At 64.7% G+C, this 17,830-nt stretch carries 17 protein-coding genes and 1 pseudogene; 10 read left to right on the forward strand and 8 right to left on the reverse strand.

Features of this window, described 5'->3' with window-relative positions:
* Nucleotides 1-94: 94 nt before the first annotated feature.
* Nucleotides 95-451: a hypothetical protein gene (locus AC5Y49_RS16370; protein ID WP_499888762.1), complete on the forward strand. Its 357-nt coding sequence runs from the start codon at nucleotides 95-97 to the stop codon at nucleotides 449-451.
* Nucleotides 452-455: 4 nt separating this feature from the next.
* The gene (locus AC5Y49_RS16375; protein ID WP_499888764.1) at nucleotides 456-821 is read left to right on the forward strand and encodes a SpoIIAA family protein; all 366 of its coding nucleotides are present in this window, start codon (nucleotides 456-458) and stop codon (nucleotides 819-821) included.
* Between the two features lie 32 nt (nucleotides 822-853).
* Here AC5Y49_RS16375 and AC5Y49_RS16380 read toward each other — a convergent pair whose 3' ends face one another.
* Together AC5Y49_RS16380 and AC5Y49_RS16385 are read right to left on the reverse strand one after the other, a co-directional pair.
* The gene (locus tag AC5Y49_RS16380) at nucleotides 854-1,384 is read right to left on the reverse strand and encodes a DUF421 domain-containing protein (protein WP_499888766.1); all 531 of its coding nucleotides are present in this window, start codon (nucleotides 1,382-1,384) and stop codon (nucleotides 854-856) included.
* A 68-nt stretch (nucleotides 1,385-1,452) separates the two neighbouring features.
* Nucleotides 1,453-1,935, reverse strand: coding sequence for a MarR family transcriptional regulator (locus AC5Y49_RS16385; protein WP_499888768.1), 483 nt, complete (start codon nucleotides 1,933-1,935; stop codon nucleotides 1,453-1,455).
* Between the two features lie 64 nt (nucleotides 1,936-1,999).
* On the opposite strand from AC5Y49_RS16385, the pseudogene AC5Y49_RS16390 reads away from it, so the two are divergent.
* Both AC5Y49_RS16390 and AC5Y49_RS16395 read left to right on the forward strand, forming a co-directional pair.
* A pseudogene (locus AC5Y49_RS16390) lies at nucleotides 2,000-2,113 on the forward strand (SAM-dependent methyltransferase); the annotation flags it as partial.
* Nucleotides 2,114-2,346: 233 nt separating this feature from the next.
* On the forward strand, nucleotides 2,347-2,844 hold the full coding sequence (locus AC5Y49_RS16395) for an SRPBCC family protein (RefSeq protein ID WP_499888769.1): 498 nt from the start codon (nucleotides 2,347-2,349) through the stop codon (nucleotides 2,842-2,844).
* A 247-nt stretch (nucleotides 2,845-3,091) separates the two neighbouring features.
* Here the strand turns inward: AC5Y49_RS16395 and AC5Y49_RS16400 are convergent, their stop codons facing one another.
* Complete coding sequence (locus tag AC5Y49_RS16400; RefSeq protein ID WP_499888851.1) at nucleotides 3,092-4,924, reverse strand: amino acid permease; 1,833 nt, start codon at nucleotides 4,922-4,924, stop codon at nucleotides 3,092-3,094.
* 259 nt (nucleotides 4,925-5,183) lie between these two features.
* Nucleotides 5,184-5,666, reverse strand: coding sequence for a MarR family transcriptional regulator (locus AC5Y49_RS16405; RefSeq protein WP_499888771.1), 483 nt, complete (start codon nucleotides 5,664-5,666; stop codon nucleotides 5,184-5,186).
* 206 nt (nucleotides 5,667-5,872) lie between these two features.
* On the opposite strand from AC5Y49_RS16405, the gene AC5Y49_RS16410 reads away from it, so the two are divergent.
* The 5 genes from AC5Y49_RS16410 to AC5Y49_RS16430 all read left to right on the forward strand — a co-directional run bounded on the left by AC5Y49_RS16410 (nucleotide 5,873) and on the right by AC5Y49_RS16430 (nucleotide 13,340).
* Nucleotides 5,873-6,697 (forward strand): class I SAM-dependent methyltransferase, encoded by an 825-nt coding sequence (locus tag AC5Y49_RS16410; protein ID WP_499888773.1) that lies wholly within the window; start codon nucleotides 5,873-5,875, stop codon nucleotides 6,695-6,697.
* 279 nt (nucleotides 6,698-6,976) lie between these two features.
* On the forward strand, nucleotides 6,977-8,380 hold the full coding sequence (locus tag AC5Y49_RS16415; protein WP_499888775.1) for a nitrate/nitrite transporter: 1,404 nt from the start codon (nucleotides 6,977-6,979) through the stop codon (nucleotides 8,378-8,380).
* A 694-nt stretch (nucleotides 8,381-9,074) separates the two neighbouring features.
* Nucleotides 9,075-10,325, forward strand: coding sequence for a PPE family protein (locus tag AC5Y49_RS16420; protein ID WP_499888777.1), 1,251 nt, complete (start codon nucleotides 9,075-9,077; stop codon nucleotides 10,323-10,325).
* Between the two features lie 73 nt (nucleotides 10,326-10,398).
* Nucleotides 10,399-11,820: a PPE family protein gene (locus AC5Y49_RS16425; protein ID WP_499888779.1), complete on the forward strand. Its 1,422-nt coding sequence runs from the start codon at nucleotides 10,399-10,401 to the stop codon at nucleotides 11,818-11,820.
* Nucleotides 11,821-11,954: 134 nt separating this feature from the next.
* Complete coding sequence (locus AC5Y49_RS16430) at nucleotides 11,955-13,340, forward strand: WS/DGAT/MGAT family O-acyltransferase (protein WP_499888781.1); 1,386 nt, start codon at nucleotides 11,955-11,957, stop codon at nucleotides 13,338-13,340.
* Between the two features lie 141 nt (nucleotides 13,341-13,481).
* On the opposite strand, the gene AC5Y49_RS16435 is transcribed toward AC5Y49_RS16430, so the two are convergent.
* The 4 genes from AC5Y49_RS16435 to AC5Y49_RS16450 form a co-directional block, all read right to left on the reverse strand.
* Nucleotides 13,482-14,810 carry a PPE family protein, SVP subgroup gene (locus tag AC5Y49_RS16435; RefSeq protein ID WP_499888783.1) on the reverse strand — a complete coding sequence of 443 codons (1,329 nt, stop codon included), beginning with the start codon at nucleotides 14,808-14,810 and terminating at the stop codon, nucleotides 13,482-13,484.
* A 12-nt stretch (nucleotides 14,811-14,822) separates the two neighbouring features.
* Nucleotides 14,823-15,119 (reverse strand): PE family protein, encoded by a 297-nt coding sequence (locus tag AC5Y49_RS16440; protein WP_499888785.1) that lies wholly within the window; start codon nucleotides 15,117-15,119, stop codon nucleotides 14,823-14,825.
* Nucleotides 15,120-15,257: 138 nt separating this feature from the next.
* The gene (locus AC5Y49_RS16445; RefSeq protein WP_499888787.1) at nucleotides 15,258-15,857 is read right to left on the reverse strand and encodes a TetR/AcrR family transcriptional regulator; all 600 of its coding nucleotides are present in this window, start codon (nucleotides 15,855-15,857) and stop codon (nucleotides 15,258-15,260) included.
* Complete coding sequence (locus AC5Y49_RS16450) at nucleotides 15,847-16,704, reverse strand: oxygenase MpaB family protein (RefSeq protein ID WP_499888789.1); 858 nt, start codon at nucleotides 16,702-16,704, stop codon at nucleotides 15,847-15,849. Before AC5Y49_RS16450 ends, AC5Y49_RS16445 begins: the two co-directional genes overlap by 11 nt.
* Before the next feature lie 144 nt (nucleotides 16,705-16,848).
* Here AC5Y49_RS16450 and AC5Y49_RS16455 point away from each other — a divergent pair, with 144 nt between their 5' ends.
* The gene (locus AC5Y49_RS16455; RefSeq protein ID WP_499888792.1) at nucleotides 16,849-17,712 is read left to right on the forward strand and encodes an alpha/beta hydrolase; all 864 of its coding nucleotides are present in this window, start codon (nucleotides 16,849-16,851) and stop codon (nucleotides 17,710-17,712) included.
* The last annotated feature ends 118 nt before the right edge of the window (nucleotides 17,713-17,830 follow it).

The raw sequence follows: 17,830 nt of genomic DNA on the forward strand, positions 1-17,830 counted from the left end.
TGAACATCAAGCAACTTGAAGATCCACACTGGAAGCGTGGACCGAACAGTCCCGCATGTCAACGCCGAGAAGAGGTGAAGGAGCCGACATAGCGATGGAAGTCGAGCCGTCCGTAGCCGCCTGCATGCTGCCGGCGGCCGACCACAAAGATCGGCTGGCATGGATCCAAGAGCTCAACGCGTCCGCGCTACGCAACTACTGCCGCCACGGCTCACGAATCGAACTCGTCTATCACCCTGCGGCGGTAGCCCGAGTGCGGGAGCTCGTTCACCGCGAAAAGGAGTGCTGCCCGTTCCTGAATTTCACCCTTCGGGAAGAAGAGGATACGTGCACACTCGTGATCGAGGTACCGGGAGACGCCAGTACGGCCGCCGATGCACTATTCGCGCCCTACAGCGAAACGAGGCCTTCCGGCGAAAAGCGCAGACCGCACGACTCTGGACGGTGTTGACGACGTGATCGAGGTGATGAACGAAAGTACCGGCAATATCCTCGGCATATGGGCGAGCGGAAAGCTGAGCCGATCGGATTACCGAGAGGTACTCGCGCCGCGCATCCAATCGTTGCTTGACCAGTTCCCAAGGGTGAAGGTGCTATTTCTGATGGACGAGGCCTTCGAAGGTTGGAGCCTCGGAGCGGCCTGGGCCAACACCGTCTTCGATGTGAAGCATCGACGCGATTTCGAGAAGGTCGCGATGGTCGGCGCCCCCAAATGGGAGGAATGGTGCGCGAATACGGCCGCGACACTACTGATAAACGGCAAGATGCGGACATTTCGCCTCGATCAGTTGATGCAGGCATGGGAGTGGCTGCGAGGGTAGTGCAACCACCGGAGGTCCAAAGCTGCTGAGGGTCATTGCGTATCGTCGATTCCTGCTTCAGCAAGCCCAACTCGTATCGCCTCTCCGTATGGTTGACCGGCTCGCACGATGGTGATCTCACCACGCTCTTCGAAGAGGACGTACTGGAGGGCGTTGACATCGCTCTCGCCGGCCTGGCGCAGTAGGCGGTACACATCACGATCGGCCAATCCAGCAGTTCGCAGAGCCGTCGCCTGCAAGCGCCCGCGCGCCAGCAGGATCAGCGGTTTGCGCGTCAACAAGCCACCGAGCCAGCCACGCCGATGACACTCGGCGACTACGCGATGTATGGCGCACAGCGTGATCAGTGCGACCGCGCCGGTGGCGAACGACGTTGTCAACGACGTCGCCGTCCGGCCGATGATTGCACCGATCGCCACCGCCACAACGAAGTCAAATATATTGAGCTCAGCGAGCATTCGCCGTCGCGACACCCGGAGGCCAATAATCGCGACGGTGAACAGAAGGACCGCCTTCAATGCCGTCCAGCCTAATTGTGAATACTGACCGATCAGGTAGAACATTTGACGCCTCCTACGGCATTAGGGCCCACGATCGAAGCGGTAATCGGACGAGCGACGCTCGGACGGCTCTACGATTCGGTGTCGAGGTAGGCGGCGGGCTCACCGCCGGCGGTGGTGAACGCCGTTAGCGCGCGCACCAGCCCCTGTCGCTTTGACGTGGGCATTTTTTCGACGATACGAGCGATTTCGCGGCGTCGGTGCGCGGTGACCTGTCGCACGACCTCACGGCCGCGCGCGGTGAGCGCGGCAAGCAGCTCACGCCGTGAGGTCGGGTGCGGTAGGCGGTCGAATAGGCCGACGCTCACGAGCCGATCGACCATCCGGCCGGCGGCCGACGGCTGCATACCCAACAGACCAGCCAGCGTCGCCATGTTGATCGGGCCCCGATTGGACAAGATCACCAGCGTTCGAAGCTGCGGGATCGTGATCGCCTCGTCAACCCGGCCTATCGAGTAAGCCGAAATCGCCACCAGCAACCGCGACGCGGTCAGCAACGCGTCGGTGATTGCATCTAGCGACTCGTCGGTTGCTGTCGCGCTTTCCGTGCTCATCCGTTCCGCCCTTCTGCCACGGGCACACACAGCTACGAGCCAGCTTATTAGCAGGGGGCTACCCAATCCCGTCTTGCCCGCCACGCTAGACAGCCACCTCGTCGAACTCGCTCAGCGACACATGACCGACGGCACGATGGAATGGGAGTACCTAGTCCTCACCGCACGCAAGCGATAAATCGCCCAGCGGCCGCGTGGCCGGCATGAGCATGCGATGCCCAGTTGCCGTGGCGCCGACGCTGTGTCGACAGCGGTTGAGCCCAGCAGAGTCCGCAAACGGGGTGAAAGCCTGGGCGCCAGCCAACGAGTCCGAAGCCCGACCGCGCCACGAGTCCCTTGCACCTATCCATGCATATCTGCGCATGTGTATGGTGGTGGGTGCCTGTCCGAGCACCCGACCGAAGGAGAGCAATGTTCGACTTCACCGAATCGATCGTCGTCGAAGCGCCCCACGACACGGCCTGGGAGATATTGCGCGAGGTAGACAACTGGTGGCTGCCGTCGAATCCCGAGCACGTAAGCCTGGACCATCTGGATGAGCGTCCAGCTACCGAAGTCGGCGCCAAGCTGCGTATCCGGGAAAGTATCGGTGGCATACCGGGCGAGGCGGTAGGAACGATTACCGCTGTCGAACCGGGTTCGGCGGTGACGTGGGAGGCCGATGCGACGTATCGGTGGCTGGGTCTGTCGGTCCGTGTTGGTGAAGGGGTTACGTGGCGGATTGAACCACAAGATGATGCGACCACCACGGTGAGCGCGCGGGTGTGGGCGACATTGCCCGACAGCTTATTCGGTCGTCTGGCCGCGTTCGTGTTCGTCCACGTGCTCGACGGCGAAGCGAAAGATCGCCACCACGCGCGCACTGAGTTGCAGTACCTCAAGCGCACCATCGAAGGCGCACGGCGCTGACTACAGTTTCCGCCCCAAAATACTTTGCCGGTTCGCGGACGGAACCGGCAAAGTAATGGGCACTCACAGCGGCATGGCGCGCAGCGCGGGATGACTGCGGAGGAAGTGTCCGGTGGCGAACGCGCGGACGTCGCCACCGGCTGGCCTCGGCGACGTCGGGTAACACGACGCCCGCCGAGAAGTTCCCGTGCCGCACCTCAGCGGGGCGTTGATCGACAACTACGGCGCCGATCTGCACCAGCTAGGTCTATTGGACCGCGAAGCCGGCGGGCAGGTGGCCTGACGGGACCGGCTGGCGGGATACCACATGAGTGACCGGAATCGGATGCGTCGAGCGAGCCTTGTCCACCAGGCCCAGCCGCAGCCAGGACTGTCGGCCCTCGGCGATCACCAACTGGTCCGGGCCGAAGCTCTGCACCGCACTGGCCAGCGCGCGTAGCGGACGGTAGTCGCCGAGTTCGCCTCCGGCCGACAGTCCGATGTCGCGCATTTCGGTCAGGATGGCGTCCAGGCGTTGTTGCGCGGCTTGCACGGTCGCGTTCATCACATAGACCGGACCGGTGTTCCCAGCTTGGCCAGTGTCGGCAGGGCTTGCCGGCACACAGACGAAGTATTCGGCTCGCCGCTTGTTGTCCACCCGCCGCAGTGCGTCGAAAAGCTCACTGCCGGAGACGTTTTTGTTCGCCAGCACTAAAACCCGGGTGGCTTTGCCGGTTGGTGGACCGCCGGCATCAAGCTGTGCGGGCCGGCGCCAGAATCTGGGCAGGAAGTACAACACCAGGACGACCACCCAGGACAACACGCCCAGCCACAGCTGGGCACGGGCGCCGTCGTCGAACGCCATCTGCACGAGCACCGCAACGATGCCGACAGCGGTGAGGATCGACAGCACCGGGAAGCACCACATCCTGACCCGAAGCTTGTCCGGCGATGTCCGGCGGCGCAGGACGATCTGGGACAGCGCGATCAGCAGGTACACGAAAAGGACGATCGCTCCCGACGATTTCAGCAGGAAGTCGAACACGGTGTCCGGGGCGATCCAGGCCATCAGTACCGACAAGAAACCCACAACCGACGAGAACAGGATGGCGGTCGCCGGGACTCCGCGCCGGCCGACCTTGACCAACTGCAGTGGCGCCTCGTGGTGGGCGGCGAGCACGAACAACATGCGAGATGCCGTGTACAGCCCCGAGTTCAGACACGACAGCACCGCGGTGAGGATGACCGCGTTCACCAGATGACCGGCGCCATGGATGCCCATCACGGTGAGCGCGGCGATGTAAGGCGAGGTACCGGGTTCGACGGAGTTCCAGGGCAGGATGGCGGCGAGCAGAAAGACCGAGCCGACGTAAAAAATCAGGATGCGGACCACGACGGTGTTGGTCGCGCGGCGCACCGCGCGGGCCGGATTGGGGGTTTCAGCGGCGGCGATGGTGGCGACCTCGGCGCCGGTCATCGCCGAAACCACCACTGCGGCAGCGGCGACGACGGAGCCCACACCGGTCGGAAAGAAACCGCCGTGAGCGGTGAGGTGGCCGAAATCCATGTGGTGGTGCGGCCACATACCGGTGACGAAAAGCGTGCCCAGCCCGATGAAGACGGTAACGGTCGCGACTTTGATTCCGGCGAACCAGAATTCGAACTCGCCGAAGGATGCCACTGAGAACAAGTTCGTCGCGGTCATCGTCACCATCAGGATCAGCGACAGTACCCACAGCGGGGCATTGATCCAGTAGCCGAGGACTTTTCCGCCCGCGACGGCCTCGAAACCCACCACGATCACCCAGGAGTACCAATACAGCCAGCCCACCGAAAACCCTGCCCAGCCCCCCAGAGCCTGCCGCGCGTAGTCGGCGAACGACCCGGTCGACGGGTTGGCGGTGGCCATCTCCCCGAGCATCCGCATCACCAACACGATCAGCACGCCGGCGAGCGCATAGGTCACAAACGTGGCCGGCCCGGTCGCACTGATGACCACACCGGATCCGATGAACAAACCCGCGCCGATCACCCCGCCGATCGCGATCATGTTGAGCTGCCGCTGCGACAACCCGTGAGGCAGCGTCGAACTTGTGCGCACGCTGGATCGAGTGGGCGTCTGCAGCATTAGCGGACGCTAACACCCGTCGCCGCTCACATCGGCGCGGCGCGCAGACGTCGGAATCCGAAATTGCCGCGCTGCGGAGCAGCAGGCAATGTGACAGGAGCAGTATGACGGGCCTGTCGCAATATTCACGGAAGTGCTTGGGGGCGTTCGGGAACTACCCCGGCGACAGACCGGAACGCGTCTTTCCCGTCGACGGCCCCATCGGACACCGCACGAGACCCCGGCGGCGAGCCTACGAACCAACGAAGATGTGTGCCGCGGGCTCGCCCCCGGCTGTGGTGAACGCCGTCAGGGCGCGCACGAGCCCGTGACGTTCAGGAGGGGGCATTCGTTCGACAATGCGGGCGAGCTCGACGCGCCGGTGGGCGGTGACTCGCTCGACGACCTCGCGCCCGCGCTCGGTGAGCACGGCCACCAGCTCGCGCCGCGAGGTCGGATGCGGCAGCCGGTCGATCAGCCCGGCTCCGACGAGTCGTTCGACCATCCGGCCCATGGCCGACGGTTGCACCCCCAGCACACCAGCCAGGGTGGCGAGATTGATCGGGCCGCGGTTGGACAAGATCACCAGGGTGCGGTACTGCGCGATGGTGATGCTCTCGTCAACCTGAGCGATTGAGTGGGCCGCGATGGCCACCAGCAGCCGCGACGCCGTCAACAACGCGTCGGTGATCGCGTCGAGTGACTCGCCGGAGGCGGTCGCGCTTTCGGGGGCCATTTGCTCGGCTTTCCCTCCCTTGCGGTCCCGATTGACAGCTGTTGTCCAGCAGTTTAGCAGGCGTCAACTATGGTAAACGTCAACTATTTCCTGGTAGTACTGTAGTCGCAGAACATGATCGAGCGGTTTCGCACGACTGCCCGCTGCGCCCATCGACGACGACGTCGGAAGTACCCACCCCTTCCTCTTTCTCGGGAGGTTTTTGTATGAGCATTGACACCCGCGCCGGCCAAGACCACACCATGGCGGCCACGCACCAGACGGTGTGGGCGATGGGCGACTACGCCTTGATGGCCGAGGAGGTGATGGCCCCGCTGGGCCCAGTGCTCGTCGGCGTCACCGGGATCGGCCCGGGCGATCGGGTGCTCGACGTAGCCGCCGGATCCGGCAACATCTCGATCCCGGCCGCCAAGGCAGGTGCCCATGTCGTTTCCAGCGACTTGACACCGGAACTGCTGCAGCGCTCCCGGCTGCGGGCCGCCGAACAGGGTGTGCTGCTCGACTGGCGGGAAGCCAACGCCGAAGCGCTGCCATTCGGCGACGGCGAGTTCGACGCTGTGCTATCGGCGATCGGTGTGATGTTCGCGCCGCATCATCGGAACGCCGCCGACGAGTTGGTCCGAGTTTGTCGGCCCGGCGGGACGATCGGGCTGATCAATTGGACACCGGACGGATTTTTCGGCCAGATGCTCGCGGCCATCAGGCCGTACAGACCTACCCTGTTGCCGGGTGTGCCCTTGGCGGCGTTGTGGGGTCGTGAGGACTATATCGCCGGGCTGCTGGGAGACCGAGTCAGCGATATCAGCACACGGCGGGATACGTTGACCGTCGATCGGTTCGGCAGCGCCGAGGCGGTCCACGACTACTTCAAGAAGCACTACGGTCCCACGATCAGCGCCTACCACCATATCGGCGACAATCCCGTGTTGGTCGCCGCACTGGACGCGCAACTTGTTGAACTCGCCCGCCGACACCTCGCCGGTGGCGTGATGCGTTGGGAGTACCTACTCGTCACCGCGAGGAAACGATGAGTCAGACATCGCAAGGTCAAAGGCCAATGTCTTCTGGCACCAGCTGTTTCGATCCAAGCCCTGGGAGCAGCTTTGGTCCGCATCATGATGTGACCAGGGGGCGTACACCATTATCGCCTGAAACAGGCTTGGCCAGAACGTATTCGGGTCTGCGACCGCGCCGCCGCCAGCTGCCACAGCCACAAACGGACTGCCGAAGACGCGGCCTGCTGTTCCGATAAGTGTTATCCCGCGAAATCCCACTTATCAAGCACATCGTGTAGGAAAGGTGAAGAGTGCATGGCCCGTTCGCGTTGCATTTCGTACTGGGATCCGGAAAATGCTGTGGCCTGGGAGGCCGGTAACAAAGCCATCGCTCGGCGTAACCTGCTGTGGATTGTCGCGTGTGATCATATTGCCTTCGGGGTCTGGACGCTGTGGCCGGTCATGGTGCTGTTCATGCCGCAAAACGAATACGGCTTTTCCGCGGCCGACAAGTTCCTGCTCGGCGCCACCGCGACCTTCGTCGCGGCGTGCCTGCGGATCCCCTACTCGTTGTGCATTTCAACCTTCGGTGGCCGCAACTGGACGGTGTTTTCGATCCTGGTGCTGTTCATCCCCACCATCGGCACGGTCGTACTGCTGGCCCACCCCGGCCTGCCGCTATGGCCATACTTGGTGTGCGCCACGCTGACCGGGTGCGGCGGCGCCAACTACGCGGCATCTTTGACGAACACCAATGCGTTCTACCCGCATCGGGTCAAAGGCGCCGCGCTGGGGTTCAATGCCGGGGCCGGCAACCTCGGGGTGCCGATGATCCAGTTGGTGGGGCTGGTGGTGATTGCCGTCGCCGGGCACCGCCAGCCTTACTGGGTGTGCGGACTTTACCTGTTGCTGCTGACAATCGTTGCGGTCGGGGCAGCGCGGTTCATGGACAACCTCGAGCACGCCACCGACGTGAGCCACCTGCGGGCGATCCTGTCCTACCGTGACACCTGGATGCTCGCGCTGCTGTACCTGGGCACGTTCGGCTCGTGGATCGGCTTCGCGTTCGCGTTCGGCCAGGTACTGCAGATCAATTTTATGGCCGGCGGGCAAAGCGCAGCGCAGGCGTCGTTGCACGCCGCCGAGTTCGCTTTCATCGGGCCGGCGCTGGGCTCGCTGGCCCGAATTTATGGCGGCAGACTGGCCGATCGCGTCGGCGGCAGCCGAGTCACTCTGGCGGTCTTCGCCGCCATGGTGCTGGCCGCCGGGCTGCTGGTCGCCGTCAGTACAACTGATGACTACACCTCCGGCCCCACCACCGCCGCCACCATGATCGGCTACATCGCCGGTTTCATGCTCCTGTTCATCCTGGCTGGGATCGGCAACGGGTCGGTGTACAAGATGATCCCGTCGGTCTTCGACGCACGCAGCCACTCGCTGGACCTCAGCGAAGTCGACCGCCGTCACTGGTCGAGCGCCATGTCGGGTGCGGTGATCGGATTCGTTGCGGCGTTCGGCGCGCTCGGCGGCGTCGGTATCAACCTGGCGCTGCGACAGTCGTACCTGAGCACCGGCACCGACACGTCGGCGTTTTGGGTTTTTGTCGCTTTTTATGTCGCCGCCGCCGTCCTGACATGGACGCGATATGTGCGCCGACCGGGCGCAACGCATTCCGAGCAGCATACAGCGGCCTCACAGAAATCGACTTCGCGCCTATGACCTCCAGGCGGCTGAGAAAGAGTCCGACCGTATCGGTCGCCGCATTATCGTGCGCGCGCCGCTTGGATCGGCAAAGCCGTTGGCAAAGCCAGTGGCAATTACAAGGTGGGCCAGCCCTTCCGCACATTCAACCAACCACCCAATACGCCTGCCGCGCTTGGGAAGCCGCCCTTCGGCACAACCGAGGCGTGGGCGCGTACATAGCACGCCGAAGGCATCGGCAATGGCGCAGCAGGGGATCGTAACGTTCTTGATCGACTGCGGCCGGAGCGCTCAACGTAGCTGACCAGATCATCGATGAGGCACGGAGGAGCTTCTTTCCAACCGCAGAAGCTCGGTTCGGCGCCGCTCTTTGTGTGACCCGTCGACCCATTTCGGTTGACTGTCAAGCGGCTTGTTGTGGGCGATGTCGACACGGTAAGCAGGTCTCGCCGCCACTCGGCGCGGTGTCGTTGCGGTTAAGCGGCCGCAGCGTAACACGAACAATGCCCGCGCAGCAGCAGCCACTGAAACATGTTTAGCGGCAACCCTTCTGAGCACACCAGGGCCTTGGTGATCGCGCCAACCCGAAATGCCAGCAGCGCGGTTAATGAGTTGTTGGTGACCGTTAATGAGATTAGTTCCGGCCCATTTTATGGGCCGCCGAGGCCGCAATTGTTATCGCGGCCAGCCAAGTAACTAAAGGTTTAGGGATATGGATTTCGGGGCGCTGCCCCCGGAGATCAACTCCGGGCGAATGTATACCGGGCCGGGGCCCGGGCCGATGCTAGCCGCCGCGGCAGCCTGGGACGGACTTGCCGCCGAGTTGGATTCGACGGCGTCGTCTTATCAGTCGGTGATCGCCGGCCTGACGAGCGCGTCCTGGCGGGGGCCGGTGTCGGCGTCGATGGCGGGTGCGGCAGCGCCGTATGTGGCGTGGATGAATGCCACAGCGGCGCAAGCCGAGCAGACCGCCAACCAGGCCAAGGCAGCGGCAGCCGCCTATGAAACCGCGTTCGCGGCAACGGTGCCCCCGCCGGTGATCGCTGCCAATCGTTCTCTGTTGATGACGCTGATCGCGACGAATTTGTTCGGCCAGAACACTCCGGCGATTATGGCCACCGAGGCCCACTACGCCGAAATGTGGGCCCAAGATGCCGCAGCCATGTATGGCTATGCCGGCGCTTCGGCGACCGCCGCGCAAGTTACACCGTTCAACCCGCCGCCAGCGACCACCAATCCGGCGGGGATCGCCGGGCAAGCCGCGGCGGTCGCTCAAGCCGCCGGCACGCACGCGCAGGCGCTACCACAGTTGTTTTCCTCGGTGCCGCAATCGTTGCAAAGCCTCGCATCACCCGTTTCGTCCGCGGCTCCCGCGGCCGCGGCCGATCCGCCCTCGGCGTTCATGACAATTGACAGTTTCCTCACGGGGCCGTTAGGGCCGGGGGGGTTGTTCAGCATTGGCGGGGTCCCGTATCTCCTCGGTATTCAGAGTTACCTGCTGCCCCAAGCCGCGGCGAATCTGACCGGCGCGGCTGAGAAGGTGTCCAAGTTGCCAGCCCCGATCACGGGAGGATTGCTTCAGGGCGAACTCGGTTCGGGAACGCGTCTGATGGGCTCGGCCAGTGCGAGCGGGATATCAGCGGGTATGGGACGCGCGGGCATTGTCGGGGGATTGTCGGTACCCCAAGGCTGGGCGTCGGCTTCGCCGGCGGTCAAGGCCGCCGCCGCGCTGTTGCCGGAAAGCAGCTTAAGCGCCGCTCCGGCGGTGCTCGCGGCCGATGGCCAGGGAAGCCTGTTCAGCAATATGGCTCTGTCCGGTCTGGCTGGACGGGCCATTGTGGGCACCGGCGGTCATGCTGCCAGGTCCGCGGGCATGAGCGGTACTGCTGCTGTCGGAGAATCCGCTACCACAGCCAACATCTTTGTGATACCCGAGGGCGTCATACCCGAGGCCGGCGAATGATTACCGCCGATCCGAGACCATTGTCAACGACCAAAGCCGCTAACGCGGTCGCGTCCAATCAAGGAGCATAGCAATGGATTACGGAATGTTGCCGCCTGAGATCAACTCCGCTCGCATGTACATCGGTCCAGGATCGGGATCGATGCTGGCCGCCGCGGCGGCCTGGGATGGGTTAGCCGTTGAACTGCGCTCGACCGCGGCCTCTTACTCCTCGGCGGTTTCGGGGCTGAGCACTGCGTGGCGGGGTCCGTCGTCGGCGAGCATGGCGGCCGCGGCCGCGCCGTATGCGGCGTGGCTGACTACCACCGCAACGGAAGCCGAGCAGACCGCCAACCAGGCCAGGGCTGCGGCGGCCGCATACGAGACCGCGTTTGCCGCAACGGTTCCCCCGCCGGTCGTCGCAGCCAACCGCGCTCAACTGGCGTCGCTGATTTCGACCAACATATTCGGCCAGAACACCACGGCGATCGCGGCCAACGAAGCCCAATACGCCGGCATGTGGGCTCAGGATTCGGCTGCGATGTACGGCTACGCTGGCCAGTCGGCGGCCGCGACCAGGGTGACGCCGTTCGCTCCGCCTTCACAAAACACCAACCCGGCCGGCACAGCGAGTCAGGCTGGCGCGCTTGCCCAGGCCGTAGGCACGTCGACCGGTACGAATACCCAAGCAGTGCTATCACAGCTGACTTCAGCGACACCGGGTGCGCTGCAAAGCCTGGCCGCTCCAGCCGCCGCGGCGGATCCACCGTCGGCGCTCTCGTCGCTGACGAGTTTGCTCAGCAGCCTGAATTCCTCCCCGTTGGCGACGATCGCCGGCAATGTGGAGCTGATCCCGAAAGCGATTCTGCCGGCCAACGATACCCTCATCAGCATCATCATGGGTCTGGTGATCCCGGGACGGGCCTTATCAGACGTAGCAAAAGCAGCTGGCACCGGGGCGGGGGCAAGTCTGGGGGCGGGACTCGGTTCGGGTGCGTCTGCGCTGGGATCCGCGGGGTTGGTCGGGGCCGGATCCGCGGTGTCGGCGGGTGTCGGCCAGGCCGGCTTTGTCGGCGGGTTGGCGGTTCCGCCGAGCTGGGCTGCGGCCACCCCGGCGATCAGAACGGTGGCCGCGGTGTTGTCTGGCGCCTCGGCCGGCGCCGTCCCGGCAGTCGCGGTCAGCCAGGGAAGCCTGTGCAGCGGAATGGCCTTGGCGGGTATGGCCGGAGGCGCATTGGGCGCCGCGGTGCCCCGCGGTCTAGCCGGTGCTGGTGCCAAAGGGGGTGCCACGCCGGTCAAAGACCGCAAAGACCTCAAAGACGGTGACTCGCCCGAAAAACTGCAACGCATCGTGGCCGAAATGGCGGACAAGCCGGAAAGTGTTCAGCACTGGCACACCGATCCTGAACACGTCGACGGTCTTCTGGCTGAACTGCGGCAAAGACCGGGCATCCACGCGGTACATGTCAAAGGCGGCAAGCCGACGATGACACCACTTAAGTCACAGCCGATCTAGCCCGGCGCTCGTGAACGGCGTTGTCAGACAATGGACCACAGTTGTTTACACGATTTAATCTTGCCGCCACCTATCGCAGCGGGTGCAGAGCAATACTTGTACGAATTCCAGCACGCGAACGGTGGTGAGTGGACATGGAGCAACTCAAAACGCTCGATGCGGGTTTCCTCATGGCGGAAGATTCGAATCGGCGCGTGAGTTTGGCGATCGGTGGAATCGCCATCATCGAGGGGTCCGCGCCCAACTATATTCAGTTCAAAAATGAACTGGGAGACCGGATTCGGATGATACCGCGGTGCACGCAGGTGCTGCGGACCCACGCCTTCGATGTCGGCGCTCCCAAGTGGGTCGACGACCCCGGATTCGATCTCGCCCGTCATGTCCGTCGGGTCGCACTGCCTCGGCCCGGCGATGACCCCGAACTGTTCCAAGTCGTCGCTGATGTGTTAGAGCACCGTCTCGACCGGGATCGTCCGTTGTGGGAATGCTGGGTCATCGAGGGCCTGAAGGGCAATCGCTGGGCGCTCCTGATGAAGATCCACCACTGCATGGCAGACGGAATCTCGGCGACCCGGATTCTTGCGCGGCTATGTGATGGCCTCGACGGCGACGCTTTCGCACCACCCGTGGGCCCGAACAGGGTCGCCAGACCACAGCCATGTCTGCATCCAGCGCCGGATCTGGCCCCGCGCAACCCGATTGGCAGCCTCTGGCGAGCTACTGCCGGCGTCACGGATGCCGCTGCGCGAACCGTCAGCGGTGCCGCCGAAATCGCCGGAAGCTTGATCCGGCCAGCCGCTGCCTCATCACTGGTCGGCCCTGTCACTGCGATGCGGCGTTATAGCGCGGTACGGGTCCCCCGCGCTGACGTCGAACAGATATGCCGCAAATTCGACGTGACCATCAATGACGTTGCGCTCGCAGCGATTACCGAAGGCTTTCGCTCCGTCTTGCTGCACCGCGGAGAACAGCCACGCGCCGACTCACTGCGCACCCTTGTGCCGGTTTCGGTGCGCGCGCCCGACGCGCTGGACAAGCCCGGTAATCGCATTTCCGTCGTGTTGCCGTATCTGCCCGTCGAACAGCACGACCCGGTCCAGCAGTTACGCACCGTGCACACTCGATTGACCCGAGCCAAACAGGGCGGGCAGCGGCAAGCTGGCAGCATGTTTTTATCCGCGGCCAATTTGGTCCCATTCATGTTGTCGTCCTGGGTCATTCGGATGCTCACCCGGCTGCCGCAACGCGGCATCGTCACGTTGGCAACCAATGTTCCCGGACCACGCCGCCAGCTGCAAATGATGGGTCGCAAGGTGACGCACTTGCTGCCGGTTCCCCCGATCGCGCTGCAATTGCGCACCGGTATCGCGGTGCTGAGCTACGCAGACGACCTGGTGTTTGGTATCACCGCCGATTATGACGCCTCACCCGACGTCGAGCGGTTGGCCACGGGCATCAAACTGGCTGTCGCGCGTCTAGAAGCGCTAAGCCAAGATTCGGTCTTGCTGTTCGCTAAGTGACGCCGCTGGGCCGCGAACACTGGCGCCCCCGGCGCACCGGGAGCACCAGGGCTTTGCTTATCCCATACTGTCCAGGCAACGACGTCCATCACTCGCAGAAGTGAGACGACGCGTGCCAGCGACGTAGTGGGTGCCGGAGATTCACGGAAGTGCTTGGGGGCGTTCGGGCATCGCACCAGCCGTACTCAGCAGGCGGCGCTTCTGTTCGTTGAATTCCTCGTCGGTCAAGATTCCTTCGTCGTGAAGCGCGGCGAATTCGCGCAAGTCGCTGGCAAGTGACGTCACCGGACTGGCCGGTGACGTCTGCGGTGGCTTCTCGCGTCGACCCGCCGCCATGCCGGCACGCTCGGCCCGAGCCGAGCCGACCGTACCGGCCAGTGCACTTCCGCCCATGCCGGCGAGGGCCATCTCGCTGAACGCGGTTCCCGCGCTACCGGCCAAGGCCGCCGGCGCGGCAGCGGCACTGGTGGCCGACAACGCATAGCCGGCCGCACGTATCTCCGGGGCAGCCGCCGCCCAGCTCGCCGGCACTGACAACCCGCCGACCGGGACTGCCCGGCCCATGGCTGCCGTCACCGGCGCTGCGCCGCTCGAGCCCGTCACCGCCGCCGTTCGCGACTGGCCGATCGCGTTCAGAATTTCGCGGTGTTCACCGGAGAGTTCGTCTTGCGAGGCGAGGATCTCATCGGAGTCCAGCGATGCGGAATACCAAGCCCCGCCCGACAGGATCGCGCCGACAACGGATACACCGGCGGCCGCTGGCGTGAGGCTCAGACCCTCCACAACGCCCACGATGTCCGCGAGGTCACTGAACCCCGGGGGCAGTGCTTGCAACGGCTGCACGGCGGCGGGCGCCACCGAGGCCAGCTGAGACACAGTCGCCTGCGTGTTCGTCACGGCCGTCGTGCCGACGGCCGAGCTGACTGGGGCGGCCGGACCGGCCGGATTGCTGTTCTGCAGCGGCGCGGTGAACGGTGCCAACCTCGAGGCGGCCGCCGACGAAGCGGCGTAGCCGTACATTGCCGTCGCGTCCTGGGCCCACATTTCTCCGTAGAGGGCTTCGGTGGCCGCGATCGCCGAGGTGTTCTGCCCTAAGAGGTTGGTCGCGATCAGCATCATCAGTTGAGCGCGGTTGGCCGCGATCACCGGCGGGGGCACCGTCGCGACAAACGCTGCCTCATATGCGGCCGCGGCCGCGCCAGCCTGGTTGGCCGACAGCTCGGCCTGCCCGGCGGTGGCGCGCAGCCATGCCACGTACGCCGCGGCTGCGGCTGCCATCGAGGCCGACGCAGGCCCCAGCCATGAGGCACCCGCCAACTCGACAACTACCGCGTCGTACGAGGTTGCCGCCGAACTCAATTCAGCGGCCACCCCGGCCCAGGCCGACGCGGCGGCCAGCATCGGTGCCGGGCCAGGACCGGAATATATTCGCGCCGAGTTGATTTCCGGCGGTAACGCTGCAAAATCCATGTCTCGACCCCGTCAGCCCGCCGCGACGGCATTGGCGGATTCGGTGGCCGCGTACGCGCCCGCACTGGCGCCCAACGTGGCCACGAACATGTCATGAACCGCCGATGCCTGGGCGCTGACCGCCTGATAGTTGGCGGCGTGTGCGGCGAACTGTGTCGCTACCAGCGCCGATACTTCATCGGCCGCGGCGGGAACCACCGTGGTGGGGGCGGCGGCAGCCGCGTTCTGGGCGGCCACTGCCGAGCCGATTCCTGCCAGATGCCCGGCCGCGGCCGTCAACATCTCCGGCTGTGTGGTCACGAACGACATGTGCTTTCCTCCTAAGCGATGTCGGGTTCAGCCCGAGTGCACGGGCTGAGTAACCACCTAATAGTCGCCCGCCGCAGCGGCAGCCGAGCCGCATTCGGTGAACCGGTCGGGTCTCTCCCGGCACACCGCAATCTGCATCTACACCGGCACGGCGCGAAGCGCAGCCGGCAGGCTGGGCAGAAAATGCTCGGTGGCAAAGCCGCGGATGTCGTCGGCGGTGACCAGCGGATGGCTGCTGGGCAGCAGCAGCACCAGTGCCGCGTAGCGCAGGATGGTGTCGGCCAACTCGTCGACGGCCCGGGCCCCGATGCGCTCGGCGAACCCCTCGGGGAAGATCACCCGCAATGCGGCTGCCATCCGCTCGACCGCCGCGGCCCAGTGCTGGTGGGCCAACTCGAGCATCAGGCCGGGCTCGTCGGCGATCATCCGGGTCAGCACCCGATGCTGGCGGAACCGCACGATCGACAGTGTGAACGCCTCGACATAGTAGTTCGACTGTGGCCGAATGCTTTTCAATTCGGTCGCGATGTCGGCGAACAGCACCGCGTTTTCCCGGTCGATGACGGCGGCGACCAGCTCGTCGCGGCCGGCGAAACGGCGGTAGATCGTGGTGCGGCTGACCCGGGCGCGGCGGGCTACCTCGTCGAGTGCGACCCGACGAAAGCCATGCTGGCCGAACTCGACGACGGCGGCGTCGAGGATGGCTCGCGTCGCAGGGTCAGCGTTGTCAGCGGGCATACCCCGCCTGAGCAAACCTGTTGTAGCGCAACCGCATCGGCAGATGATCCCACACCCAATTGACCGGCCGCGAGCGCCACACCGCGGCGAAGCGCTGGTAGCGGCGCTCCTGGCGCTCGCTCCACGGCAGCTTCAGCAGGGCGCGGGCCTGCGGCGGCAGGCCGCCGGTCGTCAGGAACGCCGCGAGCGGGTTGAACGCCACCGACATCACCCGCCACACTTGTGGCGGCACGCCTTTGGGGCACGGGAAGCCTTTGGTGACATAACCGACGCCGTACTTGGCGGTCTTGTGCGCGACGACGACGTTGTCGAGCATGTCGTCCCAATACCGCTGGAACTCGGCGTAGTCGGCCGGCATCGGTCGGTCGCTGACGCCGTATCGGCGATACCAGGTCTTCGACTCGGCGTAGATCTGTTGTTTTTCCTCGTCGGTGAGGCGCTTGACGAAGGTGTCGGCGAAGTACAGCACCTGCTCGACGAAGGTGGCGTGCGCCCAGTAATAGGTCTCCGGATCCAGCGCGTGGTAGCGCTCCCCGCTCGGCATTTCGCCTTTGATCTCGTGGTGGAAATCGCGCACCTGTTGGCCGGGGTGGTCGTCGTCGGCGCCGTAGACGGTCATGAAGATCGGCGGCAGCGAACGTTTGACCCGGGCGGCGGTGTCGGAAAAGAACACCGAGTGGTCCAGCACGCCCTGCCCGAGTTCGGCGAGCATGTTCTGCAGCACCGCAGGCCGCGGACCGATCAGGAACATCCGGTTGTCGCCGAAGTAGCGCCACACCAGCGACTGCGGTCCCAACGGCAAATCCGTCGCCGGGTCGGACGCAGCGGGCTCTTTGAGTTCGGTCATGTGAAACAGTGTTACATATTTTGAACTTTGTACCAACCCCGGCTCCGGACCATCCACAGCCAGCGTGGGGCCGTTATCGGGCTGTGGCCGGATAGTGTGGCGCACCGATACCTGCCGCGCTCGTCTGCTTGGCATGATGCGCTGGTGAAATCGCTGACCCGCCGACAGGCGCTGCGTCTGGGTGTCACCGGCGCGGCCGCGGGAACGGGTGCCGCGGGGCTGTTGGCGTTGGGAGCCCTACTCGATCCGCCGAAGCCCCGCGCGTTGCCTGACCCGGTGGAACCACCCGCGTCCGCGGCAAGCCCGCTGCCCACCCGCGAGTCCGGTTCGTTCATCTCCGCGGCCCGCGGCGGCATCCAGACCAACTGGATCATCGCCCGCCCGCCGGGCCAGACCGGCGTGTTGCGTCCGGTGATTGCCCTGCACGGGATGGACAGCGACGCCGCGGGCGTGATGGGCCTAGGTGTCGAGGATGCGTTGGCGCGATTGGTCGCATCCGGCCGGCCGCCGTTCGCCGTCATCAGTGTCGACGGCGGAAACTCCTTCTGGCGCCGGCGGGCCTCCGGGCAGGATTCCGGGGCGATGGTGTTGAACGAACTGATCCCGATGTTGGCTACCAAGAACATCGACACCACGCGGGTGGCCTTCATGGGGTGGTCGATGGGTGGCTACGGCGCGCTGCTGTTGGGCTCCCGGTTGGGTCCGGCGCGCACCGCGGCGATCTGTGCGATCAGCCCGGCGCTGTATATGACGTATTGGGGTGCGCCCCATGACGCCTTCGACAGCCTCGACGACTGGCGCAAGAACTCGGCGTTGAGCCTGCCGCCGGAACTGGGGTCAATTCCGCTGCGCATCGATTGCGGCACCGGCGACGGTTTCTACGTCGCAACCCAGCAATTCGTCAATCAACTACCCACGCCGCCGGCCGGCGGGTTCTATCCCGGCGGACACGATGTGGACTTTTGGCACCAGCACCTACCGGATGAGTTGGCCTGGCTGGACTCCTGACCCGATGCTTCGAGTCTGCGTTCACCGCACCGAGCCTGCACCCAGCGCGTGAATCGGCCGGGCAGATTCATACGGTCAATGCAACATCCATCAATGAGTGGGGGCTGCAATGCCGACC

The organism is Mycobacterium sp. NGS62, assembly GCF_059812285.1.